Consider the following 17,621-nt stretch of genomic DNA (forward strand, 5'->3'; position numbering starts at 1 on the left):
GCTTCACATGCGCCGTGTCACTCGATCTTCTTGCGGAACCGCAGCATGGCGACCGTCAGGATCAGCAGGAAAAACACTGCCATTCCCAACGTGTCCTGCCACAGGGCGGACAGGTCTACCCCTTTTAAAAAGATACCCCTGAGAATTTCCAAAAAATAAGTCAAGGGGACAATCCCGCCTAACCATTGTATCACGAGCGGCATCGTTTCGCGCGGGAACATGAACCCGGACAGCAGCACGCTGGGCAAAATGAAGGCAAACGCGATCTGCATCGCCTGCAGTTGGGTACGGGACACCGTGGAGATGAAAATGCCGAGCGTCAGCGTGGTGACCAAAAACAGCACCGACAAGGCGATCAGAAGCGGCACGCTGCCTTTCACCGGAACGCCGAACCACCAGCTTCCCAAGAGCAGGACGAGGCAAAACGAGAAGAAGCCGATGCAGACGTAGGGCGTGATTTTGCCGAGCAAAAGCTCCAGCGGCCGGATCGGGGTGACGATCAGCTGCTCCATCGTTCCCCGCTCTTTTTCCCGCACCAGCGAAAATGCGGTCAGGATCATCGTCACGTTCTGCATGATCAGGCCGATCAGGCCGGGAATGTTGAACACGATGCTCTCCATGTTGGGATTGAACAGCACGCGCGCGTCCAGTTCGATGCTTGGTTCGAAGCGGCCCATCCCCTCTTTTTCCATCCGCTCCTGCACCAGGGTGACGGCCCGGTTCTGCACGATCAGCTGCGCGTTGGACAAGGCAGTCCGGGCGATGTTGGGATCGGAGCCGTCGATCAGCATCTGCACCGCTGCCGGTTCGCCGCGGTCGCGCTTGCGGGCGTAGTCGGGCGGGATGACCAAGGCCACGTCCGCGCTGCCGTCGTCCAGCATCGCTTCGATCTGCGCATACCCGCCGACGTGGGCGACCACCTGAAACACCCGCGTGTTTTCCAGGTTGGCCGCCAGTTCCCGGCTGTAGGGCGAGGCGCTTTGATCCCACACGACCGTCTTGATGTCGTTGACGTCCGTATTGACGGCGTAGCCGAACAAAAACAGCATCATCAGCGGCATCGCCAGCGCGATGGCAAGGCTGGGCCGATCCCGCCTGATCTGGATCACTTCCTTTTTCACCACCGACCAGTACCGCGCCCAGGAAAACCGCTTCATCTGCGTTCCTCCCCTCTGCCCGCGGCTGCCTGCCGGGCTTCCTCCTCCTTGACCAGGGTGACAAAGACGTCCTCCAGGTTGTTTGCGCCCATCCGCTCGATCAGCTCCTGCGGGGTTCCCTGGGCCAGCAGGTTGCCGAAGAAAATGAAGCCGATCCAGTCGCAGGTCTGCGCTTCGTCCATGTAGTGGGTGGTGACCAGCACGGTCATCCCCTGCTTCGCCAGGTCGTGGATCACCTCCCAGAAGATGCGGCGGGAGACCGGATCGACGCCCGCGGTCGGTTCGTCCAGAATCAGCAGCTCCGGCTGGTGCAGCAGGGCGCAGGACAGGGCCAGCCGCTGCTTCCAGCCTCCGGAGAGGGAGCCGGCCAACTGCCGCTCCCGCCCGGTCAGCCCGGCCATTTCAATCAGCTCTGCTTTGCGCCGCCTGCGCTCCTCTCTGCCCAGACGGTACACTCCGGCGTAGAAGTCGAGGTTCTCCTCCACCGTGAGATCTTCGTACAGGCTGAACTTTTGCGACATGTAGCCGATGCGCTGCTTGATCTCCTCGCTCTGCGTCATCACGTCATAGCCGAGCACCGTTCCCCGTCCGGACGTGGGGTTTATCAGGCCGCAGAGCATCCGGATCGTGGTCGATTTGCCCGAGCCGTTGGGGCCGAGAAAGCCGTAGATGGAGCCGGTGGGAACGGACAGCGTCAGGCTGTTGACGGCGACGCGATCCTGAAAGCGCTTGGTCAACTGCTCGCATTGGATGGCGTAGTTCATTGCGCGTCCTCCTTGCCGGGCAGCAGCACATCGGCGGGCATGCCCGGTTTCAGCTTGTCGAGCCCTTCGCTGATGCGGATCGTCACGGCAAACACCAGCTTGGTCCGCTCATCCGGGGTCTGCACGTTTTTCGGGGTAAACTCCGCCTTGTCGGCGACTGCGCTGATCACGCCGCGAAACGTCTCGCCCGGATACGCGTCCACCTGTATGCCCACCGTCTCGCCCGGACGCACGCGGCCCAGCTCCGCTTCCGGGATGTACACCTTCAGCTCCAGATGATCGCCCTTCCTCATCGTAAACAGCGTCGCTCCCGGTTTTGCCACTTCCCCTTGGGTCACGGAGGAACGCAGCACGACACCGTCCTCCGGCGCGGTGATCACCGCCTTCTCCAACTGCAGCCGGGCCTGCTCCAGACGCGCCTGGGCCTGATCCCTGGCCGCCAGCAGGGCGCGAATCGCGTAATCGGTGCTCCCCTCTTTCAATTGGTCAAGCTCGGCCTGCGCACCCGCCCGCTGCGCCTGCGCCGTGCCGGTCTGGGCGACAGCGGCGGCGACGTCTTCCCGGGCGGCAGCGTACTGGGAGCGGGCCGCCTCCAGTTGAGCGGCCAACTGGTTTACCTGTGTCCGGGCCTGATTGACCGCCTCCTGCTTCGCTTCGTACTCCTGTTTCGCAATCGCTCCCCGCTCGTACAACCGGGCCGCTTCCCGCAAGCGGTTCTCCTGGTAGGCGAGCGTCTGCTTTGCCCCTTCCAGCTGCGAGGCGACCTGGTCCACCAGTTCTTTGGCCCGGTTCAGCCCGGCTTCTGCCTGTTTTTGACGCGCCTCTGCCAGCCGGATGGCGGCGTCCGCCTGGTCTACGGCGGCGATACCTCGGCGGATGGTCGAGTCGCGGCTGCCCGCCTGGGCTTCTTCCAGCCGTGCCTGGGCCTGGGCCAGCACCGCCTCCGCTTCGCGCACGCTCGCCTGATAGCTGCGCTTGTCGATCTCCGCCAGCACCTGTCCCTTTTTCACGACGGCGCCGTCGTCCACCTTGACGGCCGTCAGCAGTCCCCCCACTTCGGCGACAACAGGCAGTTCCACCGCTTCAATCGTGCCGGAGAGCGGCCATTCGCGCGGCTGAAACCATGTGCACCCCGGCAGCGCCGCGAGCGAGCCGGCCAGACAGAACAACAGAAAACGACGATACATAAGACCACCTCGACCAATTTGTCGATGTGAGCACTCACTCATTTTGCTGTCAAAAAAACTTTCTGGTGCCTGATGCAAGCGTAGTCCATTTTGACGATACCAGTGATGATGATTATAGTGAGTGATTACTCACTTTTGTGTTATGTACATTATATGTATGCTCCCGCCTCCATGTAAAGACGCTTGTAAAAAAAACCCTGGCCGGCGGCAAATATTTGCCAGCATGCCGGGGCGGTCCGCCCGTCCCCACGATTGCCACCCCCGAACGCGCAAGAAAACGAGCAGGCTGCCCGCTTCAGCATGCCTGCTCGTCTCCGTTTGTTCCCGTATTACCCCTCGCTTGTATCTCGGGCCAGCTTGCTGTGACGTCTGCCGTACGCCAGGTAGACGACGGCTCCGACAACCAGCCAGAGCAAAAATCCGATCTTGGTGCTGGAAGGCAGACTGTAAATCAAATATCCGCAAAACAGAATCGCCAGGATGGGCACCAGCGGCACCATCGGCACGCGGAACGCTCGCCGCAGGCCGGGATTGGTCTTGCGCAGCACCATCACACCTGCAGAGACGACGATAAAGGCAAACAGCGTACCGATGTTGGTCAGTTCGGCCAGCTTGTGCAGCGGCAAAAGACCGCTGAACAGGGCGACGAGGGCGCCCACGATCATCGTGCTTTGACGGGGAACCTGCCGCTTTTCATTGACGCGGGAAAAGACACCAGGCAGCAGTCCGTCGCGGCTCATCGCAAAAAACAGCCGGGTTTGCCCGTACATCATCACCAGCAGCACAGTGGTAATGCCCGTGATCGCGCCCAAGGAGATGAATCCGGCCACCCAATCCTGCTGCACAAACTGCATCGCAAAGGCAACCGGGTTTTTCACGTTCAGCTGATCGAACGGCACGATCCCGGTCAGCACAAGTGAGACCGCAATGTACAGAAACGTACAGATCAGCAGGGAGGCGATGATGCCAATCGGCATGTTGCGTTGAGGATTCCGCACTTCCTCTGCTGCGGTCGAGACGGCGTCAAAGCCGATGAAGGCAAAGAAGACCGTCGCCGCTCCCGTGGCCACTCCCGCGAAGCCGAACGGCATGAAGGGCGACCAATTGTCCGGCTTCACGTAGCCGACCCCCACAACCAAAAACAGCAGGATGACGGCCACTTTGATAAACACCATCAGGTTGTTAAATCTCGCTGATTCGCGTGTGCCCATCATGAGCAGGGCGGTGATAACGCCGGTGATCAGGACGGCGGGCAGGTCGATGATCGTCCCCTTGGCCGGGTCGTACGCGCTGGTCAGTGCAGTGGGCAGATATATGTCGAATCCGGCCAACAGCCCCTGTGCGTATCCGGACCAACCGCTCGCGACGGCGGCGGACGCTACGCCGTACTCCAGGATCAAATCCCAACCGAGAATCCACGCGACCAGTTCGCCAAAAGCGGCATAGCTGTACGTGTATGCGCTTCCGGAAACGGGTACGGTAGAGGCAAACTCAGCGTAACAAAGCGCGGCAAACACACAGGCCAGCCCCGCCAGGACAAAGGAAAGCACCAACGCGGGACCAGCGTATTTCGCGGCGGCCACACCTGTCAGTACAAAGACCCCGGTGCCGATAATGGCCCCGATGCCCAGCATGGTGAGATCAAATGCTCCCAGTGTTTTGCGCAGCGAGCCGTGCTTGCTTTCCGTCTGCTCCAGCATCTGGGAGATCGATTTTTTGCGTAAGAATTGACTAATGTCCATTTTCCGTATAACCCCCGATGATTGTGTTCTCATTTACATAAGATGTGCCTGCCGCCTAAAAACCGGTGTCCGCACCGGAAACGCCTCTCATTATACATTGTCATATTTATCAGAACAATATTAAAATCAGAATTATATTTTTGTTATCGTTAAAAGATTTTTTTGCTATAAACAAAAACGGCCGCCGACAGACAGTTAGTCCCTTCCGAATCAGGCCGTTGCAAGATGCGTCTTTCTGGAGAAACGTTCCGGGATCCCTATTTGTAGCGTGCCGACAATGCTTTGCACATATACAGGTAATGGTTTCTAGGTAAAAAAATACATCCGGCTTCCTATTGGAAACCGGATGGTGATTCTATTGATGTCGGCTTAATGTCGGCTTAATGTCGGCTGTCGGGTTCGACAAGCACCTCAACCCCGCCCGCCAGCAGATACAGATAACTCTCCGCTACCTTGCGCGTCTTGAGAATCTGTTCTACGGCGCGGACGTAGAGACGGATTTGCGCTTCGTACCGCCGTTTCATCTCGGCGATAACCGCAGGCGACGGCTCTGCCGCGATCCGGTCCGTCTTGAAATCGATCAGGACCAGTCTGCCGTTCTCCTCCTCCAGCAGACAGTCGATCACGCCTTGGACGATGACGTGCTCGTCGTCCCCGATCTCCGGATCTACCTCATTGGCAGGCAGCGCCATCGTAAAAGGCAGTTCACGATAGACCTTGGCTGCCTGTTTCATTCGCGTTCCCAACGGAGAAGCAAAAAAGCGGGCAAGGTCGCGTGCGTTTACTGCCTCCGCCTGCTCCTCGGTCAAAAAGCGGCGCAGCACCAGCGAATCGATCTGCTGCCGGATGTCCGGCTCATCAAGTGGTCGGCGCAGGTCAAGCTGCTGCAGGACCAGGTGAGTTAGCGTCCCCAGTTCGGCGCTGGTCAGGCGATGGCGTGCGTCTTCGGCGAGAAAGCGCGGTTTCTCCGCAATCGACGGCAGCAGATAGGGAAAACCACTGCCCGTTTTGGCTCGCTGCTTCAGTTCGCTGACCGTCCACTTGGCGGCCAACCGGGATGCGGACGAATGGGGATCGCTCCAGCCCAGTCGGCGTTCGATCAGCGTGCGCAGCGTGTCGTCGGCCGGACGCTCGGGAATCGGTTCGCGTCGGGTCAGCCGCTCCCAGACAGAATGTCCCTCCGCCTGAGCGTCCGACTCCGCCTGCAGCCGATCCGCCAGATAAAAATGAAACGACCAGCTGGAATCGTCCGGCACCGTGCGGACCGACACCGGCTCACCGCCGCGTTCACGCGGGTAGTCCCTGAGCGGCGCAGCCTGAGGATGTCTGAGCAGCGCGCGGCCCACCCAATCCAGGTAGCCCTTGGCCTGAATCAAGTCTTCGTCATGCAGCCGTTCGCCATCCCCCTGTCGTCCCCAGGCGGTTACGCTTTTCCCCAGATCCTTGGCCGTGCCCACCAGCACCAGCTTTTCCCGCGCCCGCGTCAGGGCGACGTACAGCACCCGCATCTCTTCGGCCAGCATCTCCCGCCGCATCTGCTGCCGGATGCCCAGTGCCGCCAGACTGGGATAGCGGACCTGCAGTTGCGGCTCCACCGCCATCGGTCCAAATCCGAGATCCTTGTGCAGGAGAAACGAACTTTTTACATCCATGGTGTTAAACATTTTGCCCATCCCGGCGACAAAGACAACGGGAAACTCCAGCCCCTTGCTCTTGTGAATCGTCATGATCCTCACGACGTCTTCGCTCTCCCCGATCGTTCGGGCTTCGCCCATGTCGCTGCCCGCCTCCCGCAGTCTGTCGACAAAGCGAAGAAAGCGGAACAGTCCCCGATACGAGCCCGCTTCGTACTGCCGGGCGCGGTCGTACAGCGCGCGCAGGTTGGCCTGCCGCTGCTGTCCGTTTTCCAGGGCGGCGACGTAGTCCAGATAGCCGGTCTCCCTGTAGAGCGCGGCGATCAGTTCGGCCAGCGGTTCCCGCCGCGCCTGGGTCCGCCACCGCTTCAGGCTGCGGAAAAAGCGGTGCAGTTTTTCTTCCCACTCGCATGTAGCCGGCTGTTCTTCCACATAGCGGTGCACCGCCTGATAAAACGGCCCCGCCGGATAGCTGATGCGGATGTGAGCCAGCTGCTCTTCGCGCAGACCGACGAGCGGAGAGCGGAGCACGGCGGCAAGCGGAATATCCTGCAGCGGGTTGTCGATCACGCGCAGCAGCGAGAGCATCACTTCCACCTCGGTCGCGTCAAAGTACCCCTCGCTCTGCTCCGCGTAGACGGGAATGCCGGCGGCCCGCAGCTCTTCCATCATCGCCTCGCCCCAGCCGGAGACAGCCCGCAGCAGGATCACGATGTCCCGGTAGGCCAGAGGACGCAGCCCGCCCTCTTTTTTATCGTAGACCAACAGCGGTGCCTCTCCCTCGCCCGGCTCCATCCAGCGGCGAATCCGCCTGGCAATCAGCCTTGCTTCCAACTGGGCCGTGCTGGCCTCTTCTGCCGCCTCTCCCGCAGGGGGCAGACCGGTCTCCTCGGCCTCAGCCTGATCCTCTGACTCTTCGGGGGCGGCCCGATCGATCAGATGAACCTCCGGCCGCAACCGCTCCGGTTCAGATTCCGGGTAGGCGGCCCGGCAGATGAGTTCGGCGGAACGGTCGTAGTCGATCTCTCCCACTCCCGGCGACATGATCTGCCGGAACAGGAAGTTGACCGCGTCCACCACCTCCCGCCGGCTGCGGAAGTTGGCCGCCAGGTCGATTCGTTCGCCGGGACATTCGCCGATTGATCCGGATTCGTCCTCTTCCGTCGCATACGTCAGGTACTTGTCGAGAAACAGCTTCGGCTCCGCCAGCCGGAAGCGGTAAATGCTCTGCTTCACGTCGCCTACCATAAATCGGTTGGCCGCCCCGTGTGTCTCGGCGTCGCGGGAGACCATCCGCAGAATCGTCTCCTGCACCAGATTGATATCCTGGTACTCGTCCACCAACACCTCGACAAACTGGTCGCGCAGTTGGCGGGAGACGGCGGAAGGAATTGTCTGGCCGTCCTCCGTCCGCTCCGTCAGCACCTGCAGCGCGAGATGCTCCAGGTCGCTGAAATCGACCAGCGAGCGGGCCCGCTTTTCCCGCTGAAATGCCGCTTCAAACTCGCAGACGAGCCGAGCGAGCGTCCGCATGTGCGGAGCGAGCTGGCGCAAATCTTCCAGATATTGCGCTGCTGACATGGCAAAATACTGTTCCGTAAGCTCGCCCAGCGTCTTTTTCACCTCGTTGCGCAGGTCCTGCACCTGTTCTTTGACCTCGGGGGCCGCCTCCTTCACCGAAGGCAGCCTTCCAAACGATACGGCACGCACTGCCGACTCCGCCGCTTCCCATCCCTGACGGCAGGCGGCAGCAGCCCGGGCCAGTGCATCCGCCTCGGCCTCCAGGAGCGGCATGTAGGCCTGGGGGCCGTCCGGGGACGCGGCGAGGACAGCTGCCCGCCGAATTTTTCCTTCCAACGCCCTAAGCTCCAACGCCAGCGACTGGAGGACGCTTTTGGTCCAGGCCAAACTGTCCAACCCGCCGGGATCAGCCGCTTCAAACATTCCCGCCGCCTCGTCCAGCCAGCGCTCGGGCTCGGGATGGCTGCGGGAAAACTCATGCAGCCTGACGATAAGCGCTGCCAGCGGCGTGTCATCCTGGCCGTCAAGGATCAGGTCGGCCAACGCCTGAAACTCTGCATCTCGTTCGTACCACTCCTCCATCTGCTCGTCCAGCACGTCCTGGCGCAGCAGTTCGGCTTCCATCTGGTCGGCAATGCGAAAATCCGGGTCCAGTTCCACCAGGTAGTAATACTGGCGCAGGAGCGACAGACAGAAGGAGTGAAGCGTGGTGATCGTCGCCCGCTGCAGCAGCGCCAACTGCCGCCGCAGATGGGCGGAGTGGGGCTGTGTCTTCAGCGCCTTGCGCAGGGCATCGCCGATGCGGTGCCGCATCTCTGCGGCGGCCGCATTGGTAAAGGTGACCACCAGCAGTTGGTCCACCCCGACCGGATCGCTTTCATCCATGATTCGCCGGATGATCCGTTCCACCAGGACCGACGTCTTCCCGGAACCGGCTGCCGCCGCCACCAGCAGGTTGCGGCCGCGCCGCGTAATCGCCCGCCACTGCTCTTCCGTCCACTGCTCAGGCTTGGCCACTTGCTGCTGTGACATCGTCGTTTCCTCCTTTACCCGTTTGCTGTGGGCCGGCCAGCATGCTCCACACCTGTTTGTTGTTCCATTTGGGGAGTTGGCGCATTTCCCCGGCGGATTCCGCGTCAAACTGGCAGACCGGTTTGTACGCGCAAAACTGGCAGGCGGACACGGTCCCCTGTACATACGGGGCGATCTGGATCTCGCCGTCGATCATGCGCTGCCCAATCGCTTCCACCGTCTCCCGCACGTACTGCTGCAGCGCCTGGAACTGCTCCGGCGTGGCAACGGATGAACGCGCCGAGAGGGTGCCGTCCTTTTTCAGTTCAAACGGCAGCAGTTCCGACGGCCCCTGCTCCACGTAAGCATCCATCATCCGTGCAAGTTCCGGGTCGGCCAGCATCAGCCCCTTCATGCGCAGCTTTTTTGCCCGCTCCCGGGCAGCCTCGTCGGGCGTCAGCAGCCGCTTGGCAGTGACGAACGGATCAGCCACCTGGTAGTAAAAGACCCCCGCCGGTTCCGCCTTTTTCCCCAGCCAGGCCTCCGCGTTGGACACCACGACGTCCAGGTAGACCAGCAGCTGCAGATTGAGCCCGTTCCACACGTCGGAGAGCTGGAGCTGCTTGGGGCCGGACTTGTAGTCGATCACGCGCAGATACGGCACTTCGTCATCCAGTGACTGGTCCACGCGGTCGATGCGTCCGACGAGCAGCATTTCCGCCCCGTTTGCCAGCTTCAGCGCCAGTCCCGGCAGGTCACCGCCCGGCCCGAACGCCACCTCCAGTCCCACCGGAGCAAACCGGCTGCGCTTGGCGTGTTCTCCCAGCACGTAGATCGCCCGGCCCACGGCACGCTTCAGTTTGCCGGAGAGGAAGCGGTACCGCGCCGTCCGGGTCAGGATGCTGCTCCGCGTCGCCGGCACCAGCTCGTCCACCACCGCGCTGGCGAGTTGCATGCTGTCGGCCTCAGTCAGCCGTCCCCACTCCAGGTGTTCTTCGTTCATCTTTTCTACGGCCCGCTTCAGCGAGGCGTGGAACAACTCACCCACGTCAAACCGCTCCAGCTTGTACAGCCGCCGCTCGCCCAAGCGCAGGCCGTGCGAGGAAAAGTGGGAAAACGGACAGGACTGGAAGCGCTCCAGGCGGGAGACGCTCATTCTCAGCCGCTCGCCGTACAGCGCCCGGCTGGTCTTACCGTCGAGCGGCGCCGCCCGGTTGGTGTAACGCAGGCCGGAAAGCAGCCAGCCTTCCCGTTTTGCATCGGGCGAGCAGCGGATAAACCAGTCGTATACTTCCCACCAAAAGACAGGCAGGGCGCTGCTCTTTTTCATACCCCGCAAAAGCGTCAGCAGATGGCGAAACAGGCGGCGCGGGTTGCCGAGCAAAAAGGCGTCCGCCTCCGCCTCCCCGGTCGGCTCGTTGTGGAAAAAGCGGTGAGGCGCCTCGGGAAGCACCTCTTTCACGCGCGAAAAGACAGATGACGGCAGCAGCGCCTTGCCCTCCTCGTCAGCCAGGGCGCAGCTCAGCGCCAGACGCAGGGAGGGGCGCGTCATCGCCTGATACAGCAGGAACGGTTCGGCCATCAGCCGCTGTCTTGCGCTTGGCGCCAATTCCACCCCCAGCTCGGCCAGCCGCTCCCGCTCCGCCTCGTCCAGGATGCCTTCTTCCTTCGGCTTGAGCGGGATCACGCCCTCGTTGACGCCGAGCAGAAACAGCGCCTTGACGTCCGGCTGGCGGGATCGCTCCATCGACCCGACCAGCACCTGATCCAGCGCAGGCGGCACCAGCCCCAGTTCAATGCTTTCCAGGCCGCTGTCGAGGACGCGGGCGTACATGGCGATCTCCATCTGCTCGTCGCCCATCACCTCCACCACCTGGTCCAGCAGGTTCATCAGGCCGTTCCAGACCTGGCCGTGCACCTGGGCTTCCTCCAGATCACCAGCCTCTTCCGCCGTCCGCTGCCAACTCTCCAGCTTCTCTGGAACGTCCAACGCGGTGAGAAAGCGATACAGGGCAGCCGTCATCTCCCGCACGTTCTCCTTTTCCGCCCGCTTCAGCTCCGCCTCAAACCGCAGCAGCGGTGCAGCGTAACGGCGCCGCAGGCCGTCTGCCTCGGCGTCTTCGTCCGCCCCCGCCGGTCCGCCGAAGCGCCAGGGGGCCTCCTGTGCCCAGTGGGAGCCGTATACACCGTGCGCCAACACGTAATTTTCCAATGCGTCAATCTGGCGCCGCACTGCTTCTTCTGCGTCCGTCCCTGCTTTTTCTGCATCCGTCCCTGCTTCTGCGCCTGCCCCTTCTTCCGCTTGCGGCTCCGGACTGATCAGGTCGGTCTTGAAACAGCGAAATACCGCCTCGTACCGCCACTTCCCGGCGATTACCTCCAAGGCGGAGCGGACCAGTTCCACCAGCGGGTGGTGCATCACAGTCCGCTTCTTGTCCAGGAAAAAGGGGATGCCGTAATCGGTAAAGACGGTGGCCACCTCATCGGCATACGTCCCGATCTCCCGGAGCAGGATGGCCATGTCCCGCCAACGATATCCTTCGTCCCGAGCCAGCGCGAGGATTTGCAGTGCCACCGCCTCCACTTCGGCACGCCGGTTGGCGGCAGAGAGCAGCACCACTTCGTCCGCACGGGCAGGGGCGGGCGGCGCTTCCGGATCGCCCCATTCAAAGTAGCGGGCTTCAAGCTGCTTGAGCCACGGACTGTGAGCAAAGCGGACAGGTTCCGTCAACAGGACGGGCTGCTCCACGGCGACACCCGCTTCTCGCGCCATCGTCTCCAGCGCCCGGTACGTCCGCAGCGTGGGATGAAACAGGCCCAGTTCATCCAGGGACGCATCCCGCTCGGCCGGATCGAGACAGAGAGCGATCGTCACCCGCTTGGCATGGATCATCATCTGTTCGATCAGCCGCAGCTCCTGATTGGTAAACCCGCTGAAGCCGTCAAAATACACCTCCGCTTGGCGGATGTAGGCCGATTCGCTCACCTTTGCCGCCACGCGGTTGAGAATGTCGTCGGCATCGCAGTACCCTTCAGCCAGGTAGGCTTCGTACGCACCCATGATCAGGCGCAGGTCATGTATCTTCTGGTTGAGTGTAGCGCTCCCCCACTCCAGATTTTCCGTATGTTCAAAGGTTACCCCGTACGACTTGCACTCGCTGATCAGCCGTCCCAACTGCGCCGCAAAACCGGGCTGCAGGGCGGAACGGCCAAACACCTGCAGCTGATCCTTGTACCGTTCCAGCATCAGGCGCAGCACCATGTGCTTGCCCAGGTCGTCCACCTGCATCAGCGTCAAATCGCCCAGTTCCTGCTGCAGGCGGTGGGCCAACCGGCCAAAGCTGAGAACCTGCGTGCCAATCACGCCGCCCAGCCCGGACAGGGTGGCCAGTGTCTGCTCCGCCTGAAAACTGGCCTGCTCAGGCACCAGCAAGATGATCGGCGAGCCCAGCGGATCATCCTGCAAACGCCGGCTGATCCGCTCCAGAATCGTCCGCGTCTTTCCGGTTCCCGCCCGGCCCAGGACAAATTGGACCGCCATCCGTTTCCCTCCTCTTCGCTATTCCTCGCAGCGAGCCAGGGGCGCCATACATGCCTGCCCACCTGGCTCCCACGGCTGCACCGTTACATGTGCCGCCGCGTTTATTCCACTTCCATGCTGATTTTGCTGCCTTCACCCAGCGGTTCAGCCGGCGTCACGATCAAACGGCGCGGCACGCGCACGCGAATCTCCGGCACGTGGCTGATCACGCCGATGGTAAAGTCGTCCATGCGCAGGCGTTCCAGCGCGTCCATCACCACTTCCAGCAGCTCGGGGTCCAGCGTCCCGAACCCTTCGTCCAGGAAAAAGAACTCCAGGCGGCCGCCGCGCATCTGGATTTCCATCGAAAGCGCCAGCGCCAGCGCGAGCGACGTCAGGAACGTCTCCCCGCCCGACAGTGTACTGACGGGACGCCGCAGGCCTCCGGCTCCTTCGTCGCGCAGCACGAATTCGCCTTCGTCGCCGATCTCCAGCGCGTAGCGGTTCTTGGTCATCCGCTTCAGGTGATGGGAGGCGTCGCGGGCAATCGAGGCCAGCTTCTCTTCCGCGATAAACTGGACAAACGCTTTTCCTTCCAACAGCTTTTTCAATTCCTCCAGCCTGCTCAGCTCGTCCGTCTCCGCCTCCAGCAGCTTTTGCAGTTCCTGCCACTTGCCGTGGTTCTCCTCGATGGAGGCATACGCCTGCCGGGCGACCGCCACCTGTTCTTTGGCTGTGTGATACGCCTGTTCCCACTCGTCCCAGGCCTGCTTTGCCGCCTGCCAGTCCTCGCTGCTGACCGTACGGCCGTCCAGCGCCTGCACGAGCCGCTCTTCGTCGTAGCGGAGACGGGCCCATTCGCTTTCAAAGGCGGCAAGCCGCTCCTGGTACTGGGGCAGCAGTTCCTTTTCCCCGTACAGTTCCCTGACGCGTTCGGCCGTGCCGATGCCGCTCTCCATGAGCGCGCGCTGCAGTTCTTCCGCAGCCTCTGCCCGCTGCCGGGTAAGCACGGCGTACATCTCCGAATGCTTGACCAGATCGCTCTGCACCCGCTCCCTCGCCTCTGCAGTCTGTCTGCGCCGCTCTTCCGCCGCCGTGAGCGCCTCGCGCAGCGCCGACAGGGACCGCTCTATGAGAGTGAGCCGCTCGCTGGCCGGCGTGCCGCCGGTTCGCTCCTGCCACTGGGCCTGTTTTTGCTCCCACAGCCGGTTTCGGTCGTCATGCCGTTCACGCAGGGTAGCTTCCCGGGCCAGCAGTTCCGCGCGTGCCGATGCAGCCGCTTCCCGGCGGCTGCGCAGTTGCTGCATCTGCGCTTCCTGTTCGGAGCGAATCTGCTGCAGCCGGTTCGTTTCCCGGTCTTTTCGGCCAATCTCCGCAAACTGCCGCTCGATCTCCTCCACCGGCAGGTCGCCCCGCTTCGCATCGAGCGCTTCTCTTGCCTGGGCGACCCGGAAATCGGCCGCTTGCATGCGCTCCCGCATCTCCGCCTGCTTGCGGTGAAGCTGCTCCGTCAGCACGGTGATCCGTTCGTAGCGGCGGCGCTCTTCCGCCTCCTGTTCACGCAGCGCATCCGCCTGCTGCTGCAGCCGTTCCCGCTCGGCTGCAAGCTGTTCCCGGCGAGCGGCCTGCTCCCGCAGCGCGGCGTCTTCCCGCTGATAGGCTTCCAGCAGTTCCTCGATGCTGCCCGCTTTCCACTTGTCGCCGTAGCTTGCGCACTCCTGCCGGACGGCAGTGATTCGCTGTTCCAGCGCTTCCCGCTCTTCCCGCAGCACGTCCTGGCGCTGTTTCACGGCACTGTGCTCTGCCTTGGCCGCCTGCAGCGCTTCATAGGCGGTCCTGAGCTGCCGCTCCGCTTCCCGGAGCGCCTCCTCCACAGCTTTTGCCCGCTCGCGCAGTTCACGGCCCTCCTGTTCGCCGTTTGCGCTGTCGGCACTGCCGGACACCGCCCGGGGATGGTGCGCCGAACCGCAGACCGGACAGGGTTCGCCCTCCGCCAAACGCTCGCGGAGCAGGCGAGCCATGTTTGCTTCCTGCCACTGCTCCCATTCCTCGCGAAGCCGGTCACGCTCCGTCTGCAGTTGGGCGAGACGCACGTCCTCCTTCTGCCACGCCGCCTCCAGATTACGACAACGGGCTTCAGCTTGTTCGCCTTCCCGCACAGCGGCCTGCCACTTCTCCTGCCAGCCGGCCAGCTGCTGAAGCAGGTCCCGCCATTGGCGTCCCAGCTGCTTGATCTGCCCCAGCGTATCGCGGGCATGCTCCCATTCCGCGTCCGACATCAGCGGCTGTGCGTGTTGCACGTCCAGCTGTTTGCGCACCTCAGCCAGCCGAGCCGCGCTTGCTTCCCAGCTGGCGCGCAGTCTCTCTGCCTCGGCAGCTGCCTCCTGCTGCTCCCGTTCCACGCTGGAAAGCTCGGCCTCCAGCTCGCGACGCGCGTTGATCTCCCGTTCCCAGTGCTGTTTGGCCTCCCGCGCTGCCGTCAAGCGATCGCGCCACTCCGGCGTCACGACAGCCGCAGCCAGCTGTTCGGTCAGCTGCTGCCACTCGCGTTCTCCGTCTTCAAGTGCCGCTTCCACCTCGGCCAACTGTCGTGTTGTCCCGGCCAACTGCTCGCTTACCGCCCGCTGCTCCCGCTCCAGAACGGTTAACTCGTCTCGCAGCGCCGCCAGCTCTGTCTCCCACTCCGCGGCCTGAATCAGCCTGCTTTTTTGTTCGATCAAGAGCGGCTCTTCCTGCATGAGCGCGCTCTGGCAGCGCTGGTACTCGCTCTCGGCTGCTTCGTGTGCCTGCCGGGCAGTTTCTTGTTCGCGGCGGCTCTGCTCCAGCTTCTGCGCCGCTTCTGTCCACTCTGCCTCCAGCCGCTCCCACTGCTGCACCAGCGGCCAGAGGCGCACGCTGGCCTCCCATTCGGCGATCCGGGCCTTCCACTCATCCGCTTCCGTCTGCCGGGCCATCAGCGTGTCCAGCCGTTGCCGCACGCGCTCAAGCTCCTGCTGCCACTGGTAGAGCTGTTCCATTTCCTTTATTTTCTCAGCCAGCTCCTGCTTTTGTTCCGCGTAGACCTGCTCCTGTCGGGCCGCTTCCTCCAGCGCTTCCCGGGCCGCTTGCAGCGCTGTCGGGCCGGCATCGCCCAAGGACGCCGCCTCCAACTGCAGCTCGTGCAGCCTTGCCCGCGTCTTCTCCAGCGCGGCGCGCACACGTTCATTCAGCTTTTCTCCGTAGATATGTAAATGAAACATCCGCTGCAGCATCTCGTTTCGCTCGCTGCCCTTCAACGTCAAAAAGCGGGAAAACTGCCCCTGCGGCAGCACCACGGCGCGGGTAAAGTCCTGCAGCGTCAGGCCGATCAATTCCTCGACGGCCGCTGTGGCCTCCTTCGCTCTGGACTCCAGCACCACGTCCTGTTCGTCCGGCGTTTGACCGCATTGGATAAGCCGCACCTCCGGGGGACGACGTTTGCCCTTCTTGTCCAGGCCAAATTCCCGCTCGATCGTGTACCGCCGCCGTTCGCCCGCTTTGCCCAGTTCAAAGGTAAACGAGACGAACACCCGCTGCTCCAGTTGGTTCAGCACATCCTTGGGATGGCTGCCCCCTCCCTGCCGGACGACCTGTCCGTACAGGGCCAGCGTGATGGCATCGAGAATCGTCGATTTGCCGCTCCCGGTCGGGCCGAAGATCCCGAACAATCCGGCCTCGCAGAGCGTCTCAAAATCCACTTCCTGCATCTCCCGATAGCTGTGCAGGCCGGCCAGCTTCAAGCGTATCGGCTTCATCCCGTCTCCTCCTCCCTGGATTCTTCCGTCAGCAGGCGGAGAAAGAGTTCGACCAGCCGCTCGTCAGGCTGCGCGCCCCGCCTGCGCTCGAAAAAGCGGCGAAAAAGCTGGTCAGGCTGCAATTCCGCCAGCTCGGTCCGCGTTTCTTCCTGCGCTTGTTCCCGCTCGCTCTGCACCACCACGCGCCGAATGCTGACAAAATCGTCGCTCAGTTTGCGCAGCCGCTGAAATTCGGCGGGATCGATCACTTCTGACACGTGCAGTTCCAGATCGATCCATGCGCCCGCGTCTCGTCCTTCTTCCAGCCAGCGTTCCACCTGGGCGATGCCCTCCGTCGCCTTCCAGCGGGCGAGCGGCTTGCCGCTTTGCAGGTAGACGATCTCTTCCCGCACTTCTCCGCCTGGAACGATCTCCACCAGTACGACAGCCTTGCTTTGGCCGGCTTCGGAAAAACTGTACGCCAGCGGCGAACCGCTGTAGCGGATCAGGGGGCGCTCCCCCAGTTTTTGCAGGCGGTGCAGGTGGCCAAGCGCCACGTAATGGGCCTGCGGCGGGAAGGCATCCGGTGAAACGGTCAGCGCCCCGCCGATCTGAATCGGCCGCTCCGATTCGGTTTCCTTGCCGCCCATGACAAAGAGATGGCTCATCACCAGATTGACGGTATCCTCGCGAAACCGGCCGGCCAACTCGGCAAACAGCGTCTGAATCCGCTCGGAAAAGGCGAGCTGCATCTGCTCCGGCGTGAACGTCTCGCTCACCAGCTCTTTCAGCCGCGATTCCGACGGATACGGCAAAGCCAACACGACCGCGTGATGGTCGACATCCGGCACAGCCAGCTCCAGCCACGACGGCCCTCCGTCCACGACGCGCACGCGCTGTGGCGATGCCTCCGGCCCGGACAAAAGCGGCGCTTCCTTGGGCAGGCCGAGCAGGACGATCCCGTGCTTGGAGGCGAGCGGTGCGGCCGCGCGTACACGCTCCGGCTGGTCATGGTTCCCGGCAATGACGATCACGCCGCGCCTTCCCCCGCGGACAACCGCTCCAGCGCTTCGTAAAACAGCTCTTCCGCCCAGGCCGGCGGATTGACCGAATCGTACACGTCTCCGGCGACCAGCACCAGGTGGACTTCCCGCTCGTCCGCGATCCGGCACAGCTCGTCCACAAACGCAGCCTGCTCCGCGCGTCGGTCGCGTCCTTCCAACTGCCGCCCAAAATGCCAGTCGGCCGTATGTAAAATGCGCATGCTTTCACCCTTTCCCGATCATGTGTTTGCTTTTATTGTAACAAAAGCAAAGCAGGACGCGGCAAGAAA

At 62.5% G+C, this 17,621-nt stretch carries 7 protein-coding genes and 1 pseudogene; all 8 read right to left on the minus strand.

All coding sequences use genetic code 11. The features are described 5' to 3' along the window. Positions 1–17 precede the first annotated feature (17 nt). The 8 genes and pseudogenes from IRT44_RS02835 to IRT44_RS02870 all read right to left on the minus strand — a co-directional run bounded on the left by IRT44_RS02835 (position 18) and on the right by IRT44_RS02870 (position 17,552). On the minus strand, positions 18–1,157 hold the full coding sequence (locus IRT44_RS02835; RefSeq protein WP_171566245.1) for an ABC transporter permease: 1,140 nt from the start codon (positions 1,155–1,157) through the stop codon (positions 18–20). After that, a complete protein-coding gene (locus tag IRT44_RS02840; protein WP_171566246.1) occupies positions 1,154–1,921 on the minus strand; it encodes an ABC transporter ATP-binding protein in 768 nt (255 codons plus the stop codon). The genes IRT44_RS02835 and IRT44_RS02840 overlap by 4 nt, the downstream gene beginning before the upstream one ends. After that, positions 1,918–3,108 carry an HlyD family secretion protein gene (locus IRT44_RS02845; RefSeq protein WP_171566247.1) on the minus strand — a complete coding sequence of 397 codons (1,191 nt, stop codon included), beginning with the start codon at positions 3,106–3,108 and terminating at the stop codon, positions 1,918–1,920. Before IRT44_RS02845 ends, IRT44_RS02840 begins: the two co-directional genes overlap by 4 nt. 329 nt (positions 3,109–3,437) lie before the next feature. After that, positions 3,438–4,850, minus strand: coding sequence for a branched-chain amino acid transporter BcaP (locus IRT44_RS02850; RefSeq protein WP_171566248.1), 1,413 nt, complete (start codon positions 4,848–4,850; stop codon positions 3,438–3,440). A gap of 380 nt (positions 4,851–5,230) precedes the next feature. Then, positions 5,231–9,037 (minus strand): helicase-exonuclease AddAB subunit AddA, encoded by a 3,807-nt coding sequence (addA, locus tag IRT44_RS02855; protein ID WP_230077414.1) that lies wholly within the window; start codon positions 9,035–9,037, stop codon positions 5,231–5,233. After that, a complete protein-coding gene (gene addB, locus IRT44_RS02860; protein ID WP_230077415.1) occupies positions 9,009–12,557 on the minus strand; it encodes a helicase-exonuclease AddAB subunit AddB in 3,549 nt (1,182 codons plus the stop codon). Before addB ends, addA begins: the two co-directional genes overlap by 29 nt. A 101-nt stretch (positions 12,558–12,658) precedes the next feature. Next, entirely contained in the window at positions 12,659–16,309 is a 3,651-nt protein-coding gene (locus IRT44_RS02865) for an AAA family ATPase (RefSeq protein WP_230077416.1), read from the minus strand. Then, positions 16,306–17,552 (minus strand): annotated as a pseudogene (locus tag IRT44_RS02870) (exonuclease SbcCD subunit D). Before IRT44_RS02870 ends, IRT44_RS02865 begins: the two are co-directional and overlap by 4 nt. Positions 17,553–17,621 lie beyond the last annotated feature (69 nt).

Origin of the sequence: Brevibacillus sedimenti (genome assembly GCF_020923495.1) — a bacterium.
GTDB classification, from domain to species: domain Bacteria; phylum Bacillota; class Bacilli; order Brevibacillales; family Brevibacillaceae; genus Brevibacillus; species Brevibacillus aydinogluensis.